Source organism: Binatus soli (SeqCode) (assembly GCF_050015535.1).
In the GTDB taxonomy this organism is placed as follows: Bacteria; Desulfobacterota; Binatia; order Binatales; family Binataceae; genus Binatus; species Binatus soli.
This window is the reverse complement of sequence record NZ_JBEKBF010000012.1, coordinates 60,030-85,873: the sequence shown is the minus strand read 5'-3', so window position 1 is coordinate 85,873 and position 25,844 is coordinate 60,030. Positions and strand designations below refer to the sequence as shown.

21 protein-coding genes are annotated in these 25,844 nt (G+C 63.0%); 7 read left to right on the top strand and 14 right to left on the bottom strand.

All coding sequences use genetic code 11. The features are described from left to right. Window positions 1-62: 62 nt before the first annotated feature. Window positions 63-593, bottom strand: coding sequence for a CBS domain-containing protein (locus ABR989_RS10825; RefSeq protein WP_428128337.1), 531 nt, complete (start codon window positions 591-593; stop codon window positions 63-65). Window positions 594-704: 111 nt separating this feature from the next. Beyond that, the gene (locus ABR989_RS10820) at window positions 705-2,381 is read right to left on the bottom strand and encodes a phytoene desaturase family protein (RefSeq protein WP_428128335.1); all 1,677 of its coding nucleotides are present in this window, start codon (window positions 2,379-2,381) and stop codon (window positions 705-707) included. Between the two features lie 56 nt (window positions 2,382-2,437). Between ABR989_RS10820 and ABR989_RS10815 the strand changes: the two genes are divergently transcribed. Continuing rightward, on the top strand, window positions 2,438-3,097 hold the full coding sequence (locus ABR989_RS10815; RefSeq protein WP_428128333.1) for a TetR/AcrR family transcriptional regulator: 660 nt from the start codon (window positions 2,438-2,440) through the stop codon (window positions 3,095-3,097). Window positions 3,098-3,209: 112 nt separating this feature from the next. Continuing rightward, window positions 3,210-3,872: a sulfotransferase family protein gene (locus ABR989_RS10810; protein WP_428128332.1), complete on the top strand. Its 663-nt coding sequence runs from the start codon at window positions 3,210-3,212 to the stop codon at window positions 3,870-3,872. A gap of 124 nt (window positions 3,873-3,996) precedes the next feature. Here ABR989_RS10810 and ABR989_RS10805 read toward each other — a convergent pair whose 3' ends face one another. Then, window positions 3,997-4,866 (bottom strand): ion channel, encoded by an 870-nt coding sequence (locus tag ABR989_RS10805; RefSeq protein ID WP_428128331.1) that lies wholly within the window; start codon window positions 4,864-4,866, stop codon window positions 3,997-3,999. A gap of 141 nt (window positions 4,867-5,007) precedes the next feature. Then, window positions 5,008-5,589, bottom strand: a complete 582-nt coding sequence (locus ABR989_RS10800; RefSeq protein ID WP_428128329.1) for a GNAT family N-acetyltransferase — start codon at window positions 5,587-5,589, stop codon at window positions 5,008-5,010. A 277-nt stretch (window positions 5,590-5,866) separates the two neighbouring features. Here ABR989_RS10800 and ABR989_RS10795 point away from each other — a divergent pair, with 277 nt between their 5' ends. Continuing rightward, a complete protein-coding gene (locus tag ABR989_RS10795) occupies window positions 5,867-7,411 on the top strand; it encodes a wax ester/triacylglycerol synthase family O-acyltransferase (RefSeq protein WP_428128327.1) in 1,545 nt (514 codons plus the stop codon). Window positions 7,412-7,486: 75 nt separating this feature from the next. On the opposite strand, the gene ABR989_RS10790 is transcribed toward ABR989_RS10795, so the two are convergent. The 4 genes from ABR989_RS10790 to ABR989_RS10775 all read right to left on the bottom strand — a co-directional run bounded on the left by ABR989_RS10790 (window position 7,487) and on the right by ABR989_RS10775 (window position 11,480). Next, a complete protein-coding gene (locus ABR989_RS10790) occupies window positions 7,487-9,046 on the bottom strand; it encodes an ArnT family glycosyltransferase (RefSeq protein ID WP_428128325.1) in 1,560 nt (519 codons plus the stop codon). Window positions 9,047-9,120: 74 nt separating this feature from the next. After that, window positions 9,121-10,302 (bottom strand): GNAT family N-acetyltransferase, encoded by a 1,182-nt coding sequence (locus ABR989_RS10785; RefSeq protein WP_428128323.1) that lies wholly within the window; start codon window positions 10,300-10,302, stop codon window positions 9,121-9,123. 46 nt (window positions 10,303-10,348) lie between these two features. Further along, the gene (locus ABR989_RS10780; protein ID WP_428128321.1) at window positions 10,349-10,831 is read right to left on the bottom strand and encodes an RrF2 family transcriptional regulator; all 483 of its coding nucleotides are present in this window, start codon (window positions 10,829-10,831) and stop codon (window positions 10,349-10,351) included. Window positions 10,832-10,868: 37 nt separating this feature from the next. Next, entirely contained in the window at window positions 10,869-11,480 is a 612-nt protein-coding gene (locus ABR989_RS10775) for a riboflavin synthase (RefSeq protein ID WP_428128319.1), read from the bottom strand. Between the two features lie 252 nt (window positions 11,481-11,732). Between ABR989_RS10775 and ABR989_RS10770 the strand changes: the two genes are divergently transcribed. Continuing rightward, a complete protein-coding gene (locus ABR989_RS10770) occupies window positions 11,733-12,431 on the top strand; it encodes an HAD family hydrolase (RefSeq protein ID WP_428128317.1) in 699 nt (232 codons plus the stop codon). Between the two features lie 29 nt (window positions 12,432-12,460). After that, window positions 12,461-13,744: an alkyl sulfatase dimerization domain-containing protein gene (locus ABR989_RS10765; protein WP_428128315.1), complete on the top strand. Its 1,284-nt coding sequence runs from the start codon at window positions 12,461-12,463 to the stop codon at window positions 13,742-13,744. A 49-nt stretch (window positions 13,745-13,793) separates the two neighbouring features. On the opposite strand, the gene ABR989_RS10760 is transcribed toward ABR989_RS10765, so the two are convergent. From ABR989_RS10760 to ABR989_RS10740, 5 genes are read right to left on the bottom strand one after another with little or no spacing between them, the layout of a single operon-like run. Continuing rightward, on the bottom strand, window positions 13,794-15,005 hold the full coding sequence (locus ABR989_RS10760) for an anhydro-N-acetylmuramic acid kinase (protein ID WP_428128313.1): 1,212 nt from the start codon (window positions 15,003-15,005) through the stop codon (window positions 13,794-13,796). After that, window positions 14,986-16,251: an ABC transporter substrate-binding protein gene (locus ABR989_RS10755; RefSeq protein WP_428128311.1), complete on the bottom strand. Its 1,266-nt coding sequence runs from the start codon at window positions 16,249-16,251 to the stop codon at window positions 14,986-14,988. Before ABR989_RS10755 ends, ABR989_RS10760 begins: the two co-directional genes overlap by 20 nt. Before the next feature lie 10 nt (window positions 16,252-16,261). After that, window positions 16,262-17,116: a MaoC/PaaZ C-terminal domain-containing protein gene (locus tag ABR989_RS10750; protein ID WP_428128309.1), complete on the bottom strand. Its 855-nt coding sequence runs from the start codon at window positions 17,114-17,116 to the stop codon at window positions 16,262-16,264. Between the two features lie 58 nt (window positions 17,117-17,174). Further along, entirely contained in the window at window positions 17,175-18,311 is a 1,137-nt protein-coding gene (gene nagA / locus ABR989_RS10745) for an N-acetylglucosamine-6-phosphate deacetylase (RefSeq protein WP_428128307.1), read from the bottom strand. Between the two features lie 17 nt (window positions 18,312-18,328). Further along, window positions 18,329-18,586: a hypothetical protein gene (locus tag ABR989_RS10740; RefSeq protein WP_428128306.1), complete on the bottom strand. Its 258-nt coding sequence runs from the start codon at window positions 18,584-18,586 to the stop codon at window positions 18,329-18,331. Between the two features lie 173 nt (window positions 18,587-18,759). Here ABR989_RS10740 and ABR989_RS10735 point away from each other — a divergent pair, with 173 nt between their 5' ends. Continuing rightward, the gene (locus ABR989_RS10735) at window positions 18,760-19,695 is read left to right on the top strand and encodes a hypothetical protein (protein ID WP_428128304.1); all 936 of its coding nucleotides are present in this window, start codon (window positions 18,760-18,762) and stop codon (window positions 19,693-19,695) included. A 13-nt stretch (window positions 19,696-19,708) separates the two neighbouring features. On the opposite strand, the gene ABR989_RS10730 is transcribed toward ABR989_RS10735, so the two are convergent. After that, entirely contained in the window at window positions 19,709-24,592 is a 4,884-nt protein-coding gene (locus ABR989_RS10730; RefSeq protein ID WP_428128302.1) for an NAD-glutamate dehydrogenase domain-containing protein, read from the bottom strand. Between ABR989_RS10730 and ABR989_RS10725 the strand changes: the two genes are divergently transcribed. Continuing rightward, entirely contained in the window at window positions 24,591-25,841 is a 1,251-nt protein-coding gene (locus ABR989_RS10725; protein WP_428128299.1) for a class I SAM-dependent RNA methyltransferase, read from the top strand. The two genes, ABR989_RS10730 and ABR989_RS10725, sit on opposite strands and share 2 nt — an antisense overlap. Window positions 25,842-25,844 lie beyond the last annotated feature (3 nt).

The following is a 25,844-nucleotide window of genomic DNA, read 5'->3' as shown; positions in this document are numbered from 1 at the left end:
TGTCAAGAGAACCCGGGAACGACAGCGCCCGAGGGGCAGCAGCAGCGGCGCGTCCGGCGCGGTCAGGCGCCTTCGCGATTCTTGAAACGGTGATGCTGATTTGGATCGGGCGGTACAGTCAGCATTTCACGGGAATAAATCTCGCCGAGATACTCGATCAGATTGCGCATCGAGACTACCGCCGTCGGACGGCCCGCGCCGTCAACCAGCGGAATGTGGCGGAATCCCTCGAGCACCATCTTGTTCAGCGCGAACGCCACATTTGCGTCGGCCGGGAGCGTGAACGGATCGGCAGTCATCGACGCAGACACCGGAGCGTGGACGAGGTCGAGCGGCTGGGCCGCCACCTTCATCAGGATGTCGCGTTCGGTAAAGATGCCGGCGAGCCGATCGTTCTCCATGATCAGGACGCACGAGCGCCGCTCCCGCTGCATCAGGTGAATTGTGTCGGCGAGAGTGGTCGAGGGAGGAACGATCAGCGGCGGCTGCGATACAACTTCGCTCAGCACCGTGTGAGCAAGGGCGGATTCAAGAATGGGTCCGGGATGTTCGTCGTCGAACACCCGAGCGCGGGGATCGTCTTCGCCAGACATGATTGAGCCCTCCGATGCCGAAATTGTGCGATCACAGAGTCTAGACGGTTCTCCAGTTTAGGGCAAAGGGCGCGCCCGCTGCGCGTCAGGTTGCTCTTAAGAGACGGTTGCCTAACCTTGGCGCGGCGGACCCAGCGCCTCACGCACGAGGCCATCACCTGTCACTTCCGCGGCCGCCATCAGACCCGACAGCGCTGCGCCCATGATGCCATGGCCGGTGCGGCAACTCGCGCCGCAGAGATAAAGGCCTTCAATCTCGGTCTTCGCGCCGGGCCGGCGCAGCAGGAATTGATCCGGAGTGGATGCAATCCCGTAAGACGTTCCGTCGGTCGAGCCGGTGTATCTGGACTGAGTAAGCGGAGTCGCAACTTCTTCAAATGCGATCTGATGTGACAGTCCGGGGAAAACGCGCTCGGCGGCCTCTATGAGCGAGCGAGCGTATACCAGCTTGTGATGCCGGTATCCTTCGCTCCTCCGATAATTGCGGCTCCTCGCTTCCTCTTCGTTTACTCCCCACGCCGTTGGATCGGACGGCACGATAGACATGACCTGGAGGTTCGTGATCCCGTGCGGAGCCACGCGCGCGTTGGTCGGGTCCTTGAGCGATGCGATCGTCGCATACGCGAACGGCTGTTCGGGAAACTCACCACGCGCGACGGCCGCATAGGCGGGCTCGCAGTCGTAGTCGGGATTAATCAGGTAGTTGGTGCGCGGATGATCCTCGGCCTTCAGGTCGCGCCGTACACCGAGATACAGGACTCCCAAAGCCGGGGACATCTCGAAGCGCCGGGTGCGATCGACGGTCTTGGAGTGAAAGTGCTCGGCGCCCACCAGGTCGATCATCGTGCGCTTCAGGTCCGCATCCGAGATCACGATCGGCGCCTGGATGAAACGCCGCCCCAGATGCCTGCTGTCCAGTTCGACTCCCTCGACCTTGCCGTCGCGCACGGCGATGCGTTCGACCTTCGTGAGCAGTAGAACCTTGCCTCCGTATCGCTCGACCGCGTCGGCCAATCGATCCGAGATAACCTGTCCGCCGCCTTTCGGATAGTAGGCGCCCTCCATGTAGTGGAGTGCGATGGCCGCATGGACAAGGAGCGAAGCGCGGCTCGGTGGCAGAGCGTAGGTGCCGTTTTGGGCGGTCAGGACCGCCTTCAGCCGCGCGTCTTTGGTGCAGGAGTCGAGGAATTCGCCCAAGGTGGCATTTCTCCAGCGCAGGAGCATCAATGAGCGCAGCAGCGTCGATGGCGCCTGCGCCGGATTTCCCATGAGCTTCGAAAACCGATCCACTTGGCGAAGCAGCGTGATGTAGCGGTCGATCCCACGTTTCTCGCGCGGGAAGTATTCGCAGAGGCGGTCGCGAAAAACCTCCATCCCCCTGGGAATCTTGAACTCGAAATCGGGAAAGACCAGCGTGTCGTATCCGTCCGGATCCAACTCTTCGAACTCCAGATCTGCGATTCCCGCGGCGCGCAGGACCCGGGTCAGCATTCCATCGGCCTGGCAAGCGCCGATGTAGTGGAGCCCGATGTCGAACTCGTAGCCTCTGCGCCGGAAGATAGTGGCGTTGCCGCCGGCCACGCTGTGCTGGTCCACCACCAGGACTTTTTTGCCCCGGCGCGCGAGGATTGCCGCGGCGGTCAACCCTCCCGTGCCGGCGCCCACCACGATAACGTCGAAGCGTTCGTCGTTCAGTTCTCGATAGCGATCGTTCATGGGTTTGGCCTCATGGGTTAGTCCGCGCAGCCGCTTGCGCTTCGTTGGGATGGTTGTTAACGTTGTTAACATCAAATGTTAACGTTGTCAACATTTGCCCGTATCGCTGCCGAGAGGATTAATCGGGCGTGACGAAACGGATTTTGAGTTCTCGGGCTCGGCGCGAACACCCGAAGACGGGCCGCCCGCGCGGCCCCTATCATCACGGCAACCTGCGCGAAGCGCTGCTGCAAGCGGCGCTCAGGCTCGTCGAGACAGTGGGTCCCGGCGGGCTCACGCTTCGCGCCACGGCGCGTTTGGCCGGGGTCTCGCAAGCCGCTCCCTACCGGCACTTCGCCAGCCGGGAAGCATTACTTGCAGCCGTCGCGGAGGAGGGGTTTCGAGCGCTGACTGCCATGCAGCGGGATAGCGCGCGCCATAAGGGTGACCCCATCGACCGCTTTCAGGCCTTGGGACTTGCCTACATTGGTTTCGCGAGCAGCCACCCATCCCACTTTCGAGTAATGTTCGCGCCCGAAGTAGCCGACAAGTTTGCTTATCCCGCGCTAGCGGAGGCGGCGGCGGAGGCTTTTGGCCTGCTGGTGGATGCTATCGCGGAGTGCCAGAGGGCGGGTAAGGTGAAAGAGGGCGATCCGAAGGAGTTGGCGCTCGCCGCCTGGTCTGTTGTTCATGGCCTCTCGGCTCTTGTGGTCGACCGCCAACTATCCGAGCTGTACCCGGTGAAGGTCGAAGAGATGGCCAGGAGCGTGACGCAGCGCCTTTTCGACGGCCTCGTGTTAGATCCGTGATCGGGTTCCCATCTCCGCGGATCGATGGGAGCGCGCTGCCCTGCCGATGCGCGTCGACATCGAAGGCCAAACTGTTGTAAACGGACCTGAACGCGCGGCCAGGAGTCCTAAGATGGCATTGAAGGTCGTCGGCGCCGGTTTTGGACGAACCGGCACGCTCTCACTAAAGAACGCGCTTGAAAAACTCGGCTTCGGCCCCTGCTATCACATGATGGAGGTTTTTCCGCGACCCGATCACGCCGCGATGTGGCATCGGCTGGCATTCGGGCATCCGATGGACTGGGACCTGATATTCCGCGATTTTCGCGCGACGGTCGATTGGCCGGGGGCGCGATGGTGGCGCGAAATCGCCGCTCATTATCCGGACGCGAAGGTGCTGCTCTCGGTACGCGATCCGGAAGCCTGGTACAAGAGCGTGAGCGATACCATTTACCAGCTGATGAAATTGTCAGTGCCCGACGGCGCGCCCGAAAACTTTCGGCTCCAGAACGAGATGGGCCGGAAGGCAATTCTCGCCGAGACGTTCGACAACCGCTTCGAGGACAAGGCTCACGCGATCGAGGTGTTCGAGCGGCACAATCAAGAGGTCCGCGATGCGATCGATTCCGCGCGCCTGCTCGTGTTCGACGTGCGGGAGGGATGGACGCCGCTGTGCCGCTTCCTCGAGGCGCCCATCCCCGACGAACCGTTTCCGCGGCTCAACGACAGCGCGACGATGCAGCCGATGATCCGGCTGATGCAGGAATCAATTCTTGCTGGCGGAGGTTCCAGATGATGCCGGCGGCTTCGAGCATCTTGAGCACATAGTTAGGTAATGTCGATTTCCCACCAGAAAAAACCGTTGCGCCCGCTGACTATCCGCAGATTTGCAGGGCTATGTGAACAAGCACGAAATCGCTTCATTTGACAGGCGCAAGCATTTCGACGTCGTCGAAGCGCGTGTAATCGATGCTTCTGCTGCCGTCAGGGTGGAGAATCAGCACGTCGGCGAAGCGCGCGCCCCAAATGATTTCGTCAAGTTCGTATAAATGCCGGGCATGAATGGTCTGAGAAAACGTCTCGTCGAGTCCGGTGATCGACACAACGATTTCGGGCTGGCTATCGGCAAGCGAGTCGTGCGTCTGGCCGAAAAGCGGACTGCCTTCGACGATGCGATGGACTGCGGTCCACGACAACAGGAACATCGCGCTGCGGTTGCGCGTCATGGTCAGATCGTGGAAGCGGCGGATGGATTCGCCCTCGACGGTGGTTTCATTGCGGGCGAAAACGACGTGAATATTCGCCTCGACGATTCGGTTCGCGCGCATGTTCGCCATCCGGATCATCAGGCTCGTCGTGCCGTCGCGCGGGCCGACGACCACATAGCGGCTGAATCTGACGCGCGCGGTGGGCCGCGAGAACTTCGCGAATACCAGCCCGGTCATCAGCGCCAGCGCGAGCAGTCCGGTCAGCGCCTCGATGGAGACCAGGATGTTCGAGAACAGCGTGACCGGCACCATTTTGCCGTAACCGATCGTCGCCATGGTCTGTACGCTGAAAAAAAACATGTCGGCGAACGAGCGGTAACGGGCATTCTCTACGCCGCCGTCGAGGTAGTAGCCGACGGCAAACACAAGGTTGGCGATGATGAACGCCAAAGCGATTATGCCTATCAGGGCCGGCCACGAAGCCGTCACCAAATAATGGTAGAGGTCGTCGAGCGCGCGGGTGGGCGCGCCACGAATCGGACCGTCACCCTTCATGCCGAGGTTGGTTGGTCGCTTCCGCATCGCGGCAGAATATAGCGGAGGGCGTCCCTTGAAGGGACCACTTGCTCCGTTCGAACTTATATCAGCGCGGGCCAGCGACCAGCCAGGACACGGAGAGGAGTTCGGTCTTTTCCTGGCCAGGGTGCAGGGGCGAACACCTGCTCAGGCGACGATGCGGTCGGAGAAGCCGGCGACGTCGTGGGTCATGATGAGGAGATCGCGGGAGCGGCCGCGGCGGTCCTCGACCCAGTCGGAGAGCATCGCCTCGACTTGAAAGCCCAGGCGCTCGAAGGCGGCGCGCGCAGCGGTCTGCTCGGTGGTCATCTGGGCGGTGATCTTTTTAAGCCCGAGCGAGCGCGCGAGGTCGAATACTTCGGCCACCAGGCGCCTGCCGAGTCCGGTGCCGCGGTAACGCGGCAAGGTGATGACTCGAATTTCGCCGACGTGCCGGGTCCATCGCGCCTGATCCAGATGGACACTGGCGTAGGCGGCGATTTCGCCGTCAATCTCGGCCAGCAGCGTGAGGGTTTGTCCGTTCTTGATGTTATCGATCCATTGCTTCACGACGTTGCGGTCGGTGATGTCGGTGCGCAGGAAGAGCAGGTCGTCGGCGGGGAGCTCCTTGGCGAATTTGACTATCATGTCGAGGTCGCTGGGTTGCATGACGCGAATGGGGGCGCTGCGGCCGTCGCGGAGTTTAACCTGGATTGGATAGGGGCGATTGGTCTTTATCTGCTCGGCCATCGGAACCTCCGGCGAACTACTGTGCGCAAGCGCTGCTATCGAGACTGCTGGTAAGACGCTTTCAACTTTTCAACTGTTAGCCAGTATGAAACGCTATCCTTGATCAGCGCGGGCGGCCGGGCAAGGGTCATGGCGGCAAAATTCTGCTTGCATTGGAGTGGCTATGCCTGCCAAGCTCCACAGTCCGCGGCAATGTCATTTCCAGGATCTTCTCGGCTGGGACGGCGCACCGCGCCGTGGCCCAAGCCCAGGAAATCCGGCTCGGAGGTGAGTTCAAATGGCCGAAACATCCGCATTCCCATCTCTCTCGAGCTATCGACTGTCGACGCAGGACGCGACCTTTATCTACGCCGATTCGCAAAGCGGTCCGCTGCATATCGGATCGATCGGACTGTTCGAAGGCCGCATCGATTTCAACGCCCTGCTGGGACATTTCGACGAACGGATGCATCTGGTGCCGCGCTACCGGCAGCGGCTGATCGAAGTTCCGCTGAATTTGGCGCACGCGATGATGGAGGATGACCCGGAATACTCGCTCGACAACCACGTGCATCTCCATCAGCTGCCCGAAGCGATGAGCGAAGCGGACGCGCTGGCCGAGATGATGCGGATCTATCAGAAACCGCTCGACCGCAAGCATCCCCTGTGGGAACTGCACACGTTCTGCAATCTGGAAGGAAATCGCACGGCGCTGCTGTGGAAGGTGCATCATTGCCTGGTCGATGGCGTGTCGGGCGCCGAGCTGCTGAAAGTGATGTACGACTTTCGCGCGGAGCCGGAGGACATTGCGCAGCCGCCGGAGCCGTGGCTGGCGGCGCGGCCGTCGAGCCTGGTTCGGAGGTTCGCGGAGGCGGTCCGCGATCGGATTCAAAGCACGGTCAACTCGACGATCAACGCGGCGGTCGAAGCGGTCGAAGAGCCGGCGTCTGTGGCGGAGCGCGCGCGGCTACTGGGGGTGGCGTCGCGGCTGATGACCGAGCTGGCGACGCGGCGAATAGTGGCGACGCCGTGGAACGCGACGCCGGTTACGCAGGAACGGATCGTGGCATGGGCGCGTCACCCGTTCGCGGATTTTCGCGCGATCAGATCGGCGTTCGGCGGATCAATTAATGATGTCGTACTGGCTATTTTGACCGAGGGTGCGGCGCGCTACTTGCAGCATCATGGGTACGCCGTCGAAGGACAGCAACTGTGTATCGGATGTCCGGTCAACGTGCGGCACAAAGAGGAAAGGAGTTCGCTGGGGAATAGGGTCTCGATGATGTTCCCGACCACGCCGGCGGCGCCGATGGATATCGTCGAGCGGCTGAAATTGATCAACGAGGAGACCGAGCGAATCAAGGCGGCTGGGTTGGCGCAGGCTGTGGACGCGATGATGCAGCTCGGCGACGCAATTCCACCGAGCATGATTGGTCCGGCAGCGCGCGCGGCGACCACGATGATGGACGTCGCAGCGCGGCTGGCGAAGTGGACGGATTGGAAACCGCGGCTCGACGGCTTCGGGCTGCCTGCGTTCGGGGTCAATTTTATCGCGACCAACGTGCCGGGCGTGCAGGTGCAGCAATATGTAAACGGACACGTTTGCCTGGACATGGTACCGCTGGTACCGCTCGGCGCAACGCTGGGATATGGAGTCGCAATATTCAGTTACTATCGGAGTCTATACTTCGGAATGATCGCGGATCCGCGCGTAATGCCCGACATTGCGCTGATGAAGGCGTTTGTCGATGACGCGTTCGCGGAGCTGAAGAGGCGATGCGTGGAACATTCGGCAGAGAAAGCGGTACAGGAGCCGGCGCTGAAGAGCGCGAGCGGCAGATAGGAGGGAGCAGCCGAGTGAGCGAAACCCAGTGCAGGTTTTGCTGATTTTGTTTCAGTTCGTCTCGCTCAGTTTGTTTCAGTTCCTGCAGGCGTAAGACTTGCCGCGTTTGAGGAGTACGAGGCGGCGGTTGCCGTGGTCGGAAGTGAGGACCGGTTCGAGGTCGAGGGCGTCGCGCTGATGGGTCTCCCATACGTCGGCGGGCACGATGATGAAGCCGGGGGGCGCGTCGCCGAGACGGCCCTGGAGAACGGGCGCCTCGCGATCGAGGTAGAACAGCAGCGGCGCGATCTCTTCCTGAAATCCGTAAACGTAGAGCGGGTCGGCGGGCGCGGCGACGCGGACGATTTCTTCGGCGGCGGGCCGAAATGAATCGTCGCGGCATGACCGGACTTCCATCCGCGGTATATAGACAAAGTTGAAAACGACGAGCCCGGCGCACAGGGCGGCGAATGCCCGGGTCGCGGCGCGGTGCCATGCAAGCGGAGGGACGGTGAAGATCCACCACGCGAGCATCACGGCGGCCGCGGGCCATACCGGCAGCAAATATGAGCGGCGCTTGTAGGCGGCGATGCTGAAGAAGATGACGGTGGCGAAGTAAAAGATCGCGAAGAGGCGGACGGCGGCACGGGCGCGATCGGAGTCGGACGGCGTGGGGGAACGATCGCCCTCACCCGCGCTGCGAAGCGCATCGCGGCCTCTCCCGGGGGGAGAGGCAGAATCGGAGCGGCGCCGAGTGAGTAATGGAGTGAGTAATGCGTAAACGGCGGCGACAGGGACTATCAGGCTCAGCGGGGCGGAGTTGAGCAGCACGGGTTTCAGGTAGTACCACGGCGCCATCGCGCCCAGCGAGCCGAAGAAGCGGCCGACATTTTCGGCGTCGAGCTGACGATTGAGGAAGGCGAAGCGTCCGCCGAAGTAACATGCGAGATACCAGCTCGAAGCGATCACGGCGCCGAGGATGATCGCGCCGGGGTCGAGCATCGTCAGGATTTGGCGTCCGCGGTGCTCGGCGAACATGAAGATTACGATCGAAACGCCGGGAAGAATTGCGCCGACGGGGCCCTTGGCGAGCACGCCGAGGCCGATCGCAACCGCCATCAGATAGAGCGCGGGCAGACTGGATTCGAAGCGCGCGGCGGGGCCGGAAGAGGCCGCGTCGCGGGGCATCCACCGCAGAAATGCGAACAGGGCGAGCGACTCGAAGAAGCACAGCGTCATGTCGACGCGGCCGTAGCGGCCCTGGCTGACGTACTGATAGGAGCCGGCAAGGGCGAGTCCGGCGAGGACGGCGGCGTCGATGCCGAGGAATTCGAACGCGAACAGCATCGTGAGGATCGCGCCGGCAACCGCGTAAAGTGCGGATGGGAGGCGGAGGTTGGCGGCGGTCACTTTGCGGATTCCGGCGAGGCGATCGATTGCGACCGCGGTCCAATGGAACAGCGGAGGCTTGTACATCGGGACGATGCCGTTCTCGACCGGGAACAGGAGCTGGCCGTGCTCGACCATCTGCTGGACGAACACGCCTTCGACGGCCTCGTTGCCGGTGCATACGTCGCCGGCACCGAGCCGATGAAGCGTCAGGACGGCGGTGAGGAGAGCGATCGCGGCGATCGCGGCGGCAGATTTCAGGTTCATGCGAAGGCCATCGGGCTCGACGCAGAGATATGATAGCTAGTCAATATATAATAGCTAATCACGGCATCGAATAGTCAGTCGAGCTCGGCGCGGAATATACTAAGGCTCTTGATGCGTGAGGGATCGTAGCCGCGCCACTTGGCCGCGGAGACGTCGCGAGCACTCACGCGCTTGAAGCCGAGGCGGGAGAAGAAGCCGGCGACACGATCCTCATTGGTGCATGCGAAAACGTATTTGAGGCGGCGAGCCCGGGCTTCCTTGAGGATCTCGCGGACCAGCACGGCGGCGACGCCCTCGCCCTGGAAGCGCGTCAAGGTGTACATCGCGGTGATTTCGCCGGCGCGGTCGCGGCGGTACGGCTCGGTCAGCAGCGAGCAAATCCCAGCGAGGTGTTCGTCGCCGATTCGGTAGCCGAAGCATGAGGGCAGGATTTTCGCGATCTGGTCGGGAGTGCGGGGCAGCAAGGAGCCTTCGGTCTGGCCGCGGACGATGAGCGCTTCAACTTCTTCGAAGTCGTCGATTGAAACGGGGCGGACGAAGCCGTACTGCATCTCGGTGAACAGCGTTCCGGCGCCGATGAAACTGAAGAGTTCCTCGTAAACGTCGCCCGGCGCGACCAGGTTGACGGAACCGACGCCGTCTTCGAGGGCGTCGAGGGCGGCGCGGACGATGGCTCTGCGGGCGCGTGAGCGGAGGTTGCGCATAGTGAGGCGGATGCGATGTTCCTCGACGAACGAGAGCCGTTGGCCGTCCTTGTCGATCAAGCCGCCGCGCCGATCAAGCATCAGGAGCTTGAAGACGCGAAGGCGGCTGGCGAGCTCGCGCGCGAAGACGGTGAGATCGTCGGCGTCGTCACGGCTCATCGAGGCGACGACGATCGATCCGGCGCGCAATCGCGCCCAGATCTCGGCGACGGCGGAATCCGGTGGATACGGGCGCGAGCGAAGTCCGTCGGATGGATTGAAGACCGGGGGCGGTTCCTTGGGGGCGAGGCGGCCGAGCCGGCGCATCAGCTTGGGAAGTGCGCTCGGCGAAACGATGACGACGCATCGGGTTTGATTGCGCCGCAATTCGCGCAGCGTCAGGACGAGAGAATCGAAGTCGGAAATCCGCTGTCCGGCGGGAGGAATCAGCGCGAAGAGCAGGCTCTTGCCGTAGAATTCCTCGAGATAGAAGGTCTTCTCGCTGAAGACCGGGGCGCCGCGGCGTGGTTTGCCGACGAAGTCGCTGAGACCGATAGCTCCGAAATCGTTCACGGGCAGAGGGTTCGCAGGGCCAGCGTCGGGAGGTTTCTCAATTCGGCTACGCGGGCTGAGACTTGGCCGGCGATATCGCTCTCGACGCGACTTCGGCGGGGGAACGCACGGCCGGCGACGGACGCGTCGCGGCTATTTCGGCGAGCGAGGTATCGGAGAAAACTTCGAGCAACACGCGCTGGCCCTTTTCCCAAACGCGATACATGCGGCAGGTCGGCTGCAGAGCGCATGAGCTGCTGCCGTCGGTGCATAGATTGAGCTTGATGGGACCCTCGACGGCTTCGATAATGTCGCGAAACGTGACGGCGTCGGCATTGCGGGCAAGCTGGTAACCGCCGCCGGGACCGCGGCGCGCGCGGACGAGGCCGCGGCGCATCAGATCGCGAACCACTTTTTCGAGATAGTATTTCGGGATGTGCTCGCGACTTGCGATTTCGGCGCCGCGCGCGACGCCCGACGGATGATCGGCGAGATAGATCATCGCTCGCAGTGCGTACTCGATCTTGCGCGGTATCTGCATCAGGCTCATGCGTTTTTCACTTTTTCACTTTCTCACTTTTCGCTGTTCACGACGCGAGCGCCGGCGTCGCGCGTATCGCGAGAATCTTCTCGACATACTTAACCAGCATGTCGTTCTCGATGTTGACGGTGTCACCGGGCTGCTTGAAACCGAGCGTCGTCGATCGCAGCGTGTGGGGAATTATTTCGACGGAAAAGTTGCAGTCCTCGACCGAGAAGCTGGTCAGGCTGATTCCGTCGATGGCGACCGAGCCCTTCTCGACCAGGTAGCGCGCTTGCGCGGGCACAACCTCGAGGTTGAAGAGTTTTGAGTCGCCCTCGGGCTTGATCGACACGACCCGGCCGATGCCGTCAACGTGGCCGGAGACCAGATGGCCGCCAAGCAGCTTGCCGAGCGTGAGGCATCGCTCGAGATTCACGCGGCGGGAGGGTTTCAGATCGCCAAGCCCGGTGCATCGCAAGGTCTCGGCCGAGATGTCCATCGCGAAGCGGCCGGGGCCTTTGGAAATCACGGTCAGGCACGCGCCGTTGACGGCGATCGAATCGCCGATGTTGATTTCGGAAATGGGGAGCGATGTATGGACAGAAATTACCGCGCCTTGGTCGGTCGGCTTGAGGCTTTCGACGGTGCCGAGGTCTTCGATGATACCGGTGAACATCACTCACTCCTGTGGAGCGCTGGCGCGGCGGGGAGAAAACTCCAGAAAAATCATATCTTTTTGACGGATAGCGGCGCAACAAGGGCGGACGGAGCGGGGACAGAATTAGCGAAGCCCACACTGGGTTTACGGGGGCCCCGGTCCCTGCACCTGAGTAAGGAAAAAAAACGCGGCCGGAGTTTACCTTGAGCCCTTCGACTACGCTCTTCCTGACATGGGTGCAGGGGCTGGCCCCTGCTAAGCTGGAGCGGAATGAAATCGAAGGGAAAGGAAAAACTCAAGGCGCTGCTGTTCGACTTTGGCGGCACGCTCGCATTCCTGGATTTCGAATTGCTGGCCCGCGAATTCTCGCGCGAAGGGCGCAAGCTCGATGCACTGGCGCTCGAGCACGCCGAATACGGGGGGCGCGCGGCGATCGATCGGGTGCTGATGAGCGGGGCGAACAAGCAAGCCGACTACGCGGCGTACGAGCATTTTTTTCGCGGCTGGATGACGGCGGCAGGAATTCCGGAAGAGGAATTTCGCGAATGCGCGGCGAAGTTTGGCGCGATACATCGCGAGGCCACGCTCTGGCGCGTGGTGCGGGTGGGCACGTTCGAGGCGTTGGAGGCGTTCAAATCGGCGGGATACAGGCTCGGGATCGTGTCGAATGCGGAGGGACAGGTCGAAGCGGACGCGAGACGATTCGGGCTGGCGCCGTACTTCGACGTGATAATCGACTCGCATGTTGTCGGGGTGGCAAAGCCCGACCCGCGGATTTTTCAAATCGCGCTCGAGCGATTGGGCGTCGCTCCCGACGAAGTGAGATTTGCGGGCGACATCTATTCGATCGACGTGGAGGGCGCGCGCGCGGCGGGAATCGAGGCGCGGCTGATCGATCGGCATCAGCGCTACACGTGGGTCGATCACGAGAAGATTCGGCATATCGGGGAGCTGCATCGGATCGATTGAGGATTTTCTTGTAAGAGGAAGATTCAGCTATGGGCGTGATAAGAGATCAATCGGAAAAGATTTTCACCGGCGCGATTACGACCCGCCAGTTCCATCCGATCCTGCCGACCGGCGAGTACGAGGAAATTGCGGACGGCGTGATGTTCTACCGATGGTTTGCGAACGTGACGGCGGCCAAGACGGGCGAGGGACTGGTGCTGGTGGATACGGGAGGCTACTTCAACCAGGACGCGACGGTGAAACTGATTCGGCAGTTCTCGCCGGAGCGGGTGAACACGGCGATCTACACGCACGGGCACGTCGATCACGCGTGCGGGATGCCGGCTATAGTGGCGGATGCGCAGAAGAACAAGGTGGCACGGCCGCGCGTGGTGGGACATCGCGCAGTCGCGGCGCGGTTCGATCGCTACAAGCGCACCGCCGGCTATAACACTGTAGTCAATACGCGGCAATTCAACCGGCCCGCTCCGTGGCCGACAGAGTATGTATATCCGGATACTTACTTCGATAATCAGTTGAATGTAGTTGCCGGCGACGACAAGTTTGAATGCCATCATGCGCGCGGCGAGACCGACGATCATTGCTGGGTCTTCATCCCGCAGCGCAAGCTGCTGTGTACCGGAGATTTGATCATCTGGGCGGCGCCCAATGCGGGCAATCCACAGAAGGCGCAGCGCTACGCGCGCGAATGGGCCGAGGCGCTGCGCGTGATGGCGAGACTGGGGGCGGAAGTGCTCGTGCCGGGCCACGGCTACCCGGTGTTCGGCGCGATGCGGGTGCGGCAGGTGCTGAACGACACCGCAAACTATCTGCAGAGCCTGTACGATCAGGCTATTGCGATGATGAATGCGGGCGCGCCGCTGGACGAGATAATTCACACTGTGAAGCCGCCGGCAAATCTCGCGGAGAAGCCGTGGCTGCAGGCCGTGTACGACGAGCCCGAGTTTATCGTGCGCAACGTCTGGCGGCTGGAAGGCGGATGGTACGACGGCACACCGTCGAACCTCAAACCCGCGAGCGACGGCGAGCGGGCGCGGGAGATTGCCGCGCTGGCGGGCGGTGTGGCGCCGGTGATCGCGCGAGCGAACGAAAAACTTGCTGCGGGCGAAGTCGTGCTGGCATGTCATCTGGCGGATTGGGCGGTGGCGGCGGCGCCGGACGACAAATCGGCGCATGAAGCGCGGATGAGAGTCTATGCGGCGCGTGCGGATCGCGAGGAATCGACGATGGCGCACGGTATCTTCCGGTCGGCGGCGGTCGAGTCAGCGACGAAGGCGGGAGTCGCGCCGCCCGAGGACAAGCGGAGCGCGTGAAATCGCGCCGAGTCTTCGAGGCGCGGGTGAGGCTCGACGTTTCACTCCTTCACTTTTCCACTGGCCCCGGGGGCAGCGTGAGTTTGCCGAGGATGGCAGGCGCGCGCGCACCGGTGACACTGGGGATGTTGCCCTGGCGGCCGCGCAGCATCTGGTAGCCGAGGACGGCAAATGCGACGGCCTCGAGCGCGTTGCCGTCAACCCCGACGTCCGCGGCCGTGATCACTTCGAGATTGGGAAGCTCGGCCCCGATCATTCGCATCAAGGTTGGGTTTTGCGCGCCGCCGCCAGTGACGATCAACTGGTCAACGGGGCCACGGGGAAAAATGAAGCGGCGGCATGCGTCGGCGATCGATCGCGCGGTGAGGGCGGTGACCGTCGCGACCAGATCGTAGTCAACGATTCTCATGCGGCGGGCTTCGGCGACGATCCGATCGAGCAGATGGGCGCCGAATTCCTCGCGTCCAGTCGATTTTGGCGGGCGTCGGCGGAAATAAGGATTTCGCATCAGCTTCGCAAGCAGCGGCTCGTTGACGTGGCCCCGTGCCGCGATGCGCCCGTCGCGATCCATCCGCAGTCGGCCGCCCGAGATTCGCGAAGCGAGCGCGTCCAGCATCATGTTACCCGGGCCGGTGTCGAACGCGATCAGGTCGGGGTCGCCGAGGCGCGCGCGGGGCGGAATGTAAGTTGCGTTGCTGATGCCGCCGATGTTCTGCACGACGCGGCCGCGCGTGGGGTCGGCGAACAGCCAGAGATGGGCGAGTGGGGCCAGGGGAGCGCCCTCGCCGCCGAGCGCGATGTCCATCGTGCGGAAGTCGGCGACGACGGGAACTCCGGTGGCCGCGGCGATGACGGCGGACTCGCCAAGTTGCATCGTGGAGGCGAGCTGTCCGCGGGCCGCGCGGCGTGGCGGCAGATGAAAAAAGGTATGACCGTGCGATCCGATGAACGCAACGTCGGATAGTGCGATGCGCGCGCGCCGGGCGATCTCGATGGCGGCACGTCCGAACTCGCGACCGAGCGCGAAGTTGAGCGTGGAAATCGCCGCCGCGCCGATTTTCTCATCGGCGGAAGCGGCGAGCAATTCTTTGCGAAAGCGCGCAGGGTACGGAAAAGTGTGAAACGCGATCAAGCGCGCGGGCGGATGGGAACGCTCGTCGAGCTCGACGACGGCGGCGCTCACGCCGTCGTGCGAAGTCCCGGACATCAAGCCGATCGCGAGAACTATCCGGCGGTCGAGTTTAATCGTGATTGCGCTCATCTTTATCGAGATCCGATTCTTCCAATTCATCATCGCCGAGCGATTCCCGCGAATCGTCACGACGGCTTAAGCGAAGCATCTCGACTCCCGCAAGGAGCAGGCGCATGCCGGAGGGAAGATCGAGCGAGCCGGAGTCGTCGTGCGACTCAGGCGCGATAATCACCTTGCGTCCGCGGTGCCATTGCACGAGCAGCATCTGGTGACCGAGCTGGCGGCCGGTGACGCGATCGATCGAGAACTCGCCGAACATCGTGGTGGTTTGCAAGTTGGAGAATGCATCGCGAAGCATCGCGTCGTCGCGGCGGCCGGCGGCAGCGAGCGCGGCGGCGGTCAGGAGACCGGCGGCGTAAATCTGCGCGGCGGGATAATCGGGAAAATCGCCGGCGCCGGCGGTGACCATTCGGCGCGCAAACTCGGCTGGCGTTGGGCCGAGGGCGGGCGCGATCTCGATGGAATCCTCCCACTGCGAAGGGCCGACGATTCCTTCTGCAAGTTCGCCCAAGTCCGATGCGAAGCGGCGCACACCGGCGGCGACGCATCCAAGCACCGGGATGTTGAGACGGGAAGATGCGACCGCGCGCATCACGGCGACGTCATGTTCATAGCTGCCGGCGCTGGCGAGCGCGTTGACGCGGTTGCGCGCGAGGGCGGGGAAAAGCCGCGCGGGCGTGGAGACGGGGTCGAACGCGCCGTTCCATTTCACGCGGACGCGGACTCCGCGACGACGAGCGGCGCGTTCGGCGGCGGCGCGCTCGAAGCCCGATGCAACCGCGCGAGCGAAGGGCGACTTCGACGCGACGATCGCGACGCGCTTGCGCCAGAGCTTGAGCTGGGTCAGCAAGCGGACGAAGCCGCGCAAATAGTCACTGGCGGGACTGAGTACTCCGACGATCATCTTGTAGCCGCGGTCGTAGAGTTCGTCGCCGGCGCCGCCGTGATTAACGAAGACGCGACCGGATTGTTCGACGATGTCCGCGGCGACGCGGGTGAGGCGACTGGAGTACGGGCCGAAGATTATGTCTGCGCGGCGATCCGCGCAGAGAGCGCGATATATTTCGGCGCATCGCACAGCGTCGCTCGCGTCGTCGTGGCACTCGAGCGCAAACTCGCATCGCTCGCTGGCGATGCGGAGCGCACTGCTGGCGTTGGCGTCGGCGATGAACAAACGAATCGCGATTTCGGCCTGCCGCCCCATCGGGGAGTATTCGCCGGTGAGGGAGAGCGAGAGGCCGATGGTGATTTTCACGGGAGGGAAGTCAGGGTGCGACTTCGGCGATGCCGCCCTTGATAACAGCCTGGCCGTCGGGGTTGAAAGTCTCGTAAGCGAATGCTTTGCGGCCGTCGCGGTCGCCGTCGGCCCAGACTTTGGTGGTGATGGTCTGGCCGGGCAGCACGGGACGGGAGAAGCGCGCGCGCAAGCGCTTGAGGCGAGCCGGGTCGCCGGCGCAGAGATTGTCGATCGCGACCTTCGACGTAAACGCCATCGTGCAGAGGCCATGCACGATGATGCTCGGCAGGCCCGCCATCTTCGCGATGTTTTCATCGACATGGATCGGGTTGCGATCGCCCGAGGCCTCGGCGTAGCGGTAGGTCTGATCCTTGTCGATGGTTTGCGCGACTGAGAAGATCGGCTCACCGCGATCGGGCTCGATGGCGCGCGGTTCCGAGGACGCGGCTTCGCGGTTTCGAGCGCCTCGAATAAAAGCGATGAAGAGTGTTTTCTGGACCGGTTGCCCCTTCTGGTTGGCGGCGTTTAGCTCGACGGTCATGGTCTCGCCGGTGGCCTTGGTTTCGATCGAAATAATTTTTGCGGCCGCGGTTACTACGTCGCCGGGGCGAATTGGATTTGGAAATTCCATGTCCTGCTCGCCGTGAACGAGGCGGAGCAGGTCGGCCTGCAGGTCGGGATCCATCACGGTTTTCATGACGGCATCCCAAACGACGGTGACGCCGAACATCGGCGGCGCGACGATGCCGCCGGGGCGGCTCGCGTCGAAGAACGCGGGGTTGTCGTCGTTGTACGCGCGCGCATAGTTCTGGACCGCGTCGAGGGTGACGTTGGTGGTGAAGGGCGGATATTCGCGGCCCACGCAGGCTTTGTTGAGCGGCATCGATTGGCTCCTATTGGATGGTGCTTTCGAAATTCAGCGGTTTTTCGTCGATCAGCGGCTAGCCTATCTCGCGGCCGGCGATGAACACGGACTTCAACTCTAGCGCCTGGCTGAGCACGATTAAATCGGCGCGCGCGCCGGCCTGAATGCGGCCGCGATCGTTGGCGCCGACGACATCGGCGGGATTGGTGGCAGCCATCACGGCCGCATCGCCGATGCTGACGCCGGCTTTTTCGACCATCACGCGGACGCCATCGAGCATCGAGATGATGCTGCCGGCGAGCGTGCCGTCATCGAGGCGCGCGGCGCCATCGCGAATCGTTATCGTTGCGCTCGCACGCCCGAGATTTTTTTCGGAGGTGGAGGCTTTCGCCAACGCGACTTTGTCGGTGACAAGGATCATCCCGTCTTTGCCGCGGGCGCGGCTGGCGAGACGCAGCACCGCGGGATGCACGTGAACACCGTCGGGGATGATCGCGGCGAGTGCGGGTGACGGCGCGAGTGCGGCGGCGATAACGCCGGGATCACGATGGTTCAACGGGCGCATCGCGTTGAACAGATGCGTGAACATCCGAGCACCGGCGGTGATGCCGGCGTTGGCCTCCTCGAGAGTCGCGTTGGTATGACCGATGGAGACGACCACGGCGCGCGCGGTAAGGCGTCGAATCGCGTCGATTCCGCCGGGCAACTCGGGCGCGAGGGTGATCAATCGAAGCGCGTGCATCGCGAGCACTCGTTCGAAAGGCTCGCCGCGCGGTTCGAGGTTGAGCGCGGGATGCGCGCCGAGCCGGAGCGGCGAAATGAACGGACCTTCGAGATGCATGCCGAGAATGGCGGCCGCATCGGCGGAGTTGTCGCGGCGCGAATTTTCAATCGCACCGGCGATCGACTCGTGAACCTGCGCGATCTTTTCGATTGGCGCGGTGACCGCAGTCGGCATCCAGGCCGTGGCGCCTTCGCGCGCGAGGTGGCGGCTTAGAGTGGCGAGTGCGTCCGCCGACGCGTTCATCACGTCGATGCCGTGCGAGCCGTTGACCTGAAGATCGACGAAGCCGGGCAGGATGTAATCTTCGTCGCCGCCGTCAGATGCGGATTCGAGCGCAGTAATCCGATCGGTGAACGTGATGCGCCCGCGGACGAGCGAGCCGTCGGGCCTGGCGATGCAGCCGGACAGCTTGCCGGCAGGCAGATTCACCGATGTGGGCCTGGCGGTCAATTCGCGCCGAATCGCTCTGCGAGCAGACGCGAAAAGCGCGGCATATAGATGAGGTCGAAGGTTTCTTCCTTGCCGGGAAACATTGCAACCGCGGTGCCCTTGAGCGCAAGGACGTGTTCCCATCCCTGTTCGAGCGTCATGTCATTGTCTTGCGCGATGGTTGCGAAGGTCAGCTCGACCAGGAAGCGCAGGCGGCGGATCATTTTATTCTCATGCTCGATTTTCGCTGCGCGGTCGTAGTCGTTGTCGGCCATGAGTGCGTTCTCCGTATGAGAGTGTTGTTGTGAATCACGAGTATATCATCGAAGCCGGAAGCGATCATGGGGCGACGGGGGCGGACTTGTCTCGATAGTCCGAGGATGCCAACCTTTAGCGCGCTGTGAGCCCCGTCCGCCTCAAAAGCAGCTTCATATATCTCGCCAACGCGGTGAACGATCTGCGGGGCAATTGGTCCGTGCTGGCGGTAGTGCTGGCGCCGTTGCTGCTGGCGGCGGCGTTGTGCCTGCTGCCGGACGCGTTGAATCTGCAATTCCGCCTCGCTCAGACGTTTGAACCGGGCGCGCAAAATATCAACTACGTGCAGGCGCAGAGCGTCGATGTCCCGAACAGGCACGCGCCGCTGAAAGAGATGCAGCCGTTCTCGCCGTGGGTCACGATGGCGCTGCATCTGATCTTCGGGCTGCTCACGCTGCTGGTGACGCTGGTCACGTTGTGTTCGCTCAAGAGGATCCAGGCGGGACTCCGGAAGCCCGCGATTATTGGCGAAGCGATCGAGGTTTACCGGCAATCGATTCCGCTTGCCCCAGGGTTCATATGGGTGACGATTCTGCAACTGCTGGCGCCGGCGGCGGGGCTGTTCCTGTTCCAGGCGGCGTCGACTTACGTGTACGGTTCGATCGGCGTGTGGGCATATATCGCGCTGGTGTTGATGATCATGATCGGCGCGCTCGTGTACGCGTGGTTGTACTTCGCGCAGTTCGCGCTGATCTTCGACGGAAAGCATAGCTGGCATGCACTGCTGTTCAGCCGAGACCTGATGCGCAAGCGCTTCTTCAAAGTCGCGACGAGGATCGTGGTATTTCTCGCGGTCTGGTCGGGATTCAACTCGTGGGCCGCGGGAGCGTTTGTGGTGGTGAGCCTGCTGTTCGGGCCGGTCGGGGTGGTGACGGGTTTTCTCGGGACGACGATCTTTCTCGTCGATCTTGCCGAGATTAGCGTCAACTTTGCGACCACCGCGTTCCTGGTCGCGGCGGGCCTGCGCCTCTATCAGGATTTGAGGGAGCTGCAACCCGCAGAGCGGCTTGATTCCGCAGCGCAATCCGCGATGCAGGCGACGGCGCAACTCCCGGGCGCCGCGCTGTAAGCGGCGAGAGGCATCAAATCGCCAGGCGGGAGAGGGCGCGAATGGTGACGTGAATCGCGGGCAGGCTCGGGGACGCAAGGGCCTTGAGTTCGTCGAAGAGCCGCGCGAGTTGCGCGAATCTATCGGCGCGAACGCGCTTCAACTGCTCGATCGATCCATCGACACTAATATCGGGATCGTCGGCGATGGCGTCGAGCACCGCGCGGCACAGCGCGATCCGCGCGGCGCGAAGTTCGGCGGCGAGTTCGTCTGCGGCGCGCCGCTCCCAGCGGTCGTCAGCGCCAATCGATTGAAGCGCATCTTCGAGAATTGTGAAGTTGAGTTGCGCGCTCAGGCGGAAGTACGCTTGAGCCGCCTTGGCGGGTTCGATTTCGCGGGCGAAACTCAGGCTCAGCACGCTCAGGATGTGATCGGCGAAGGCCAGGCGCGCGAGGCCGTGCGCCAGTTCGCCGTCCAGGACGTCGATCCTAAGCTCGCGATAGAGGCGCTCGAAGCGGTCGCGCTCGCCACCGGCGAGCATCGACTCGAACTCGCCAGACAGCATTTCGAATGCGGGCTTGAAGCGGGTCACCGCGGCGCCGATCGAAGTGGCAGGTTCCAGTTCGCTGAGCGCCCAGCCCGCAGCGCTCCGGCAGGCGCGTTCGAGCGCGAGAAACGCGCCCAGCTCCGATTCGGCCGCGGTCGTCGCGGCGTTGCGCTTGAGCAGACCTGCACGTTCGTGAATCGAAAGCACGTCGGCCGCGATCACCCATGCACGGACCACATCCTCAGCCGCGACGCCACGATCGCGCACGTGGCCGAAGACGAAAGTCGAGCCAACCAGATCGACGAGTTCATTGACGGCGCGAGTCGCGATCAGCTCGTGGCGGAGGCGATGAGCGCTGGCGTCAGGGCTTACGTGCTCGGCGAGCGAGGGCGGGAAGTATGGCTGCAGGAAACGTCCGACGAGGTACGAATCGTCAACCAGCACGGTGGTTTCAAGCCGCCGGATAAGATCGATCTTGGTGTAGGCCGCAGCCAGCGCAAGCTCGGGGCGGGTGAGCCCGGGGTAGCGTGAGTAGCGCTCGCGAATCACCTCGCGGGCGGGCAGCACGGGCTCCATCCCGGTCAAGATGCCGCGATCCTCGATGGCCTGGAGATGGTCGCGAAACTCGGTCAAGTGCGTGCGGCTGCGAAGCTGCTCGAGGCTTAGCGACAGCACCTGATCGCGATTGTCAGCGATGACACGGTCGGCGACTTCGCCGGCGCATGCGGCAAGCGCGCGGTTGCGCGCGTCGAGAGTGAGCTCGCCGCGGGCTACGGCAGGCTCGAGCAGAATTTTCAGATTGACTTCGTGATCGGACATATCGACGCCGGCCGAGTTGTCGATCGCGTCGGTGTTGATACGCCCGCCAGCGAGCGCGTACTCGATACGCGCCTTTTGGGTGAAACCGAGGTTGCCGCCTTCGACGACTATTTTGGCGCGAAGTTCCGGCGCGGTGATTCGGCATGCGTCGTTGGCGTGATCGGCGACTTCGGCGTCGGTCTCGGTCGAGGCGCGAACGTAAGTCCCGATGCCGCCGTTGTAAAACAGATCGACGGGCGCGCGCAGAATGCGCTGGATCAACGACTCGCCGTCGAGCGCATTGGAGTCGCATCCGAGCGCGGCGCGCGCATGCGGACTGAGGTCGATTTGTTTCTGGCCGCGGCGAAAGACGCCGCCGCCGGGACTGATGAGCGCGGGATTGTAGTCCGACCAACTCGAGCGCGGCAGATCGTAGAGCCGCTTGCGTTCGTTGAAGCTGACCGCGGGATCGGGGTCGGGATCGATGAAGATGTGGCGATGGTCGAAGGCGGCGATTAGCTTCAAGTTGCGCGAGCGCAGAAGGCCGTTGCCGAACACGTCGCCCGACATGTCGCCGATGCCGATCATCGTGAGCGGCGCGCCGCGGTCGGGGTCGCGACCCATCTCGCGCAGATGCCGGCGCGCGGATTCCCACGCGCCGCGCGCCGTGATCGCCATCTGCTTGTGGTCGTAGCCGTGCTCGCCGCCGGACGCGAAGGCGTCGCCGAGCCAGAAGCCGCGCTCGAGAGCGATCTGATTGGCGAGGTCGGAGAAACTCGCAGTGCCTTTATCGGCGGCCACGACGAGATATGGACCGTCGTCGTCCAGCACCCTGACGCGAGCGGGATGAAGCGGGCCGTCGCCCGTGAGGTTGTCGGTGAGATCGAGCATCGCGTTGATCAGCGTCTGGTAGGCCTCGACGCCGTCGTGGGGATCCGGCTGATGGCGGGGTCGCGGCTTGACGATGAAGCCACCCTTGGCGCCGAGCGGGACGATGATCGCATTCTTCACGGTCTGGGTCTTCATCAGATCGAGAATCTCGGTGCGGTAATCGTCGGGCCGGTCACTGAAGCGAATTCCGCCGCGCGCGATGCGCCCGTGGCGCAGATGGCATCCTTCCATGCGCGGACTGTTGACGTGAATTTCATAGAGCGGTGCGGTGTCGGGCAGCCCGGTGATGCGCGCGCTTTCGAACTTGAGCGCGATGTAGGGGTCGGGCGACGGCGCCGCGCAGAAAAAATTGGTGCGCACGGTCGCCTCGACCATTGATAGCAGCGCGCGCGCAGTGCGATCGTCAATAATATTTTCGATCGCACCGAGACGAGCGAGATACGCTTCGCGCAGGTCCGCGATTTTTTTCGGCGCGGCCGGACTGTCGAACGAGAGACGCGCGGTGAACAGCTCGAACAGCAACCTGGCGAGGTCGGGATATAGCAACAGAACGCGCTGCAAGCCGAGACGAGCGGGCGACAGGCGCATCTGAAACGCGGCGACGAGGTACGTGCGCAGGAGAGCGACCTCGCGCCAGGCGAGGCCCGCAGTAAGAGTGAGCGCGTTAAGAGCATCGTCTGCGGCAAGGCCGATCCGCACGGCGGCGATCGCGTCGGCAATCAGCGCGGCGCCGGGAAATTTTTCGAACGGCTGCGAGCCGGGTCCTTGCACAGAAAAAACCTGCAGGTACGCGCGCGTCACTTTGCCGTCCGTGCGGGGGCGAAGCTCGTGAGCGTCCTCGGCCAATACCTCGATGGCGAAGTTCTGCAAAGTAGGCATCAGGTCGGACAGCATCGGAGCGTCGCCAAGCCCGATAACCCGTATGTCGCTGGCGCCTGAGGTGTCGCCGTCGGACGCGCTACGTCCGGCCTCGACCATGAAATCACGGCCGCCGGCGATTAGCGTCTCGACGTCTTCGATGTCGCCGACCGCGCGCGTTACGTCGATCGCAGCCTGATAGTCAGCGCTGAACGCACCGGCCCATCGCTCAGCGAGCGCGCGTTCCCGGCTGGGTCCGAATTTTTTGATCAACCGCTCCTGCAAGCGATCGGCCCATCGTCTGGCGAGCTCGGCGATCGTGGTCTCAAGCCCGCGGATGACCGAAGCCTTTGGGGGATAGGCAACGAAACAGAAATGGAGGCGCGCCGTGTAACCCTCGCCGAGCGCCTGGTAGAAATAGACCAGAGTGCCGTGGAGTGCGGCTGCAAGAGTATCCTGGATGCGCCGGCCCAGCTCGGCGGAACCGGCCTCGCGCGGCATCACCACCAGCGCGATCACGTTGCCGTGACGCACGTCGGGCGCAACGAAGAGTCGCACCGAGCCTTCGCTCTTAACGTCGAGGATGAGGCGCAACTGCGCGCGCAGTTCGGCCACGGGCGCGCGAAAGAGTTCATCCTTGGGAAAGCTGTTGAAGGCGGAAACGATTTCCTTGTAATCGTGCGAGCCGGGCGCCGCGCCCTCACACTCCAGCACTTCGCGCAGCTTCGCGCGCAGAACCGGAATGTGTTGCGCCTCCTCCGCGTAGGCCTTGGAGGTGAACAGCCCGACGAAATTGTCGAACGCGACGATGCGGTCCGATGCGTCAGTGCGGCGAATCGAGACGCTGTCCATCGGGCGGCGGCGATGGACGTGGGAGTCGGCGCGAGTCTTGCCGATCACCAGCGGCGGTCCTTCGAAGAAGAGTTTGCGGCGCGCGGGTGAGAGTTCATCGAGCAAGACCGAGCTGCGAAATCGCGACTCGTCGTGCTCGCGCATGACGCCGAGTTCGGCGCCGGGATCGAGCGCGAATTTGGCGGCGCCGTCGTCGCCGCTCACGAGATAACGACGATAGCCGAGAAACACGAAGCCGCCGTGGATGAGCCAGCGCATGAGGTCGCGGACCTCGATCAGTTCGCGGTTCGACGCGGTTTCCTCGCAGATCTGCAAGGCGCGGGCGGTCATCTGCTCAAAGTCGCCGGTCGCCGCGCTGACCTCGGCAAGAATTGAGATGACATCGCGCTCGATTTGACGCGCCTGTTCGGGTGTGGGCGTGATCTCGAGCTCCGCGTGAACCAATGACTCGCCGCGCTCGGTGGAGAGGGACTGTTCGAACGATGCGATCCGCCCTTGTTTGTCGCGAGTGACTTTGAAGACCGGGTGGAGCATCGTGCGAACGGTGGCGCCGAGTTGATGGAAATATTCGAGCAGGCTATCGACGATGAACGGGCAATCGGTCGTCACGGTCTCGACCATGGCGAGTGTGTCATTGTCGTCGCCCGGGACAGATTCGACTCGCGCGATCACGGGATCGGTGCGGACGGAAAAGAATTCGAACGCCGACTGCACGAGAGCAAGGCGCCTCTTGGCCGGGACCTGCTCGCGATTGTCGGTTGACTCGCGCGCGAAGAGGCGCTCGGCGAAGGCGGATACGAGGCGGGCGGAATCAGCGGGAAGATTCCTGTCGATTAGTTCGCGGAGTTCGGTCTCGATCGCCAAGGGCATCACCCCGGTGAATGCGCAGATAAAATGGCCCGGTCGCGCGCGCGCATCAATTATAAGTCGCGTCGCGCGAATTGCGTAGTGGGGATAAACTTGGGTGCGCATGCCGGAAATAGAAATCAGCGCGATGACGTTCGGGCCCTTCGGCGTCGGCCGCCACGACGGCAAAGCCGTGATGGTCGCCGGCGCGGTGGCGGGAGACAGGCTGGACGTCGAGATAGTTTCGGAGCGCCGCGATTACTCGGTCGCGAAAATTCGCGAAATCCTGCGCGCGAGCGCCGAGCGCCGGGTTGCTCCGTGTCCGTATGTTCCGCGATGCGGTGGATGCGATTGGCAGCACATCGACTACGGCGCCCAAGTGCGCTTCAAGGGCGAAGTCATCGCACGCGAGCTGGGCCATGCGCTTGGCGTCGCGATCGATCCGGCGGGACTCGTCGAACCGGCGCCGACGGAGTTCGGTTATCGGTCGAGAATCCGGCTCAGGGTGGGCGCCAAAGGCGTGCTTGGGTTTTACTCCGCCGGCAGCAACACGATCGTCGAGATCGATTCATGCATGGTCGCCGAGCCGGGCATCCGGATGCCGCTGCATCTGGCGCGCTCGCTCGGCAAGCGAGTCGAAGAGATCGAGGTGGTGCGCAACGGCGCGCGCGAAGTCCAGGTCGCGCATCTGAAGAAGCCGGCGGCCGAAGAGGACCTCAGGCGGGCAAGAAACGTGCTCGAATCGGACGGCGAGATTGCGGGAATCGTGCTGCGATCGGGGACGCATCGCGCGACGGCAGGCGATACCGCGATCGCAGTCGAGCTCGAGGCCGGACTCTCGATCGAAGTGGACGCCGATCTTTTCAGTCAGGTGAATCGCGTGCAGAACCAGAAGCTGGTCGCGAGCGTGATGGAAATGGCGGCAACTCACGAATCGTCGGCGGTGCTCGATCTGTTTTGCGGCGCGGGGAACTTCAGTCTGCCCGCATCGCGGCGCGGCGCGCGAGTGACGGGCGTGGATGCCGACGCCGGGGCAATCGCGGCGGCGGCGCGCAACGCCGCGCGGTTGAAATTTCGCGACGCACAGTTCGTCGCGATGAAGGCGTCCGCGACCGCAGATTTTCTGCATCGCGCGCGCTATCGTCCCGAGGTCATAATCCTCGATCCGCCGCGCACCGGCGCGCCCGATCTGATGGAACCGATCATCAAGCTGCGCGCCCCGGGCGTCATTTACGTATCGTGCGACGTGACCACGCTGGCCCGTGATTTGCGCGTGCTTGCGGGGGCCGGATACAAAATTAATCGCGTCCGCGGGTTCGATTTTTTTCCCAACACGCATCATGTTGAGATCGCCGTGCATGCGCTATTGACTTAGATC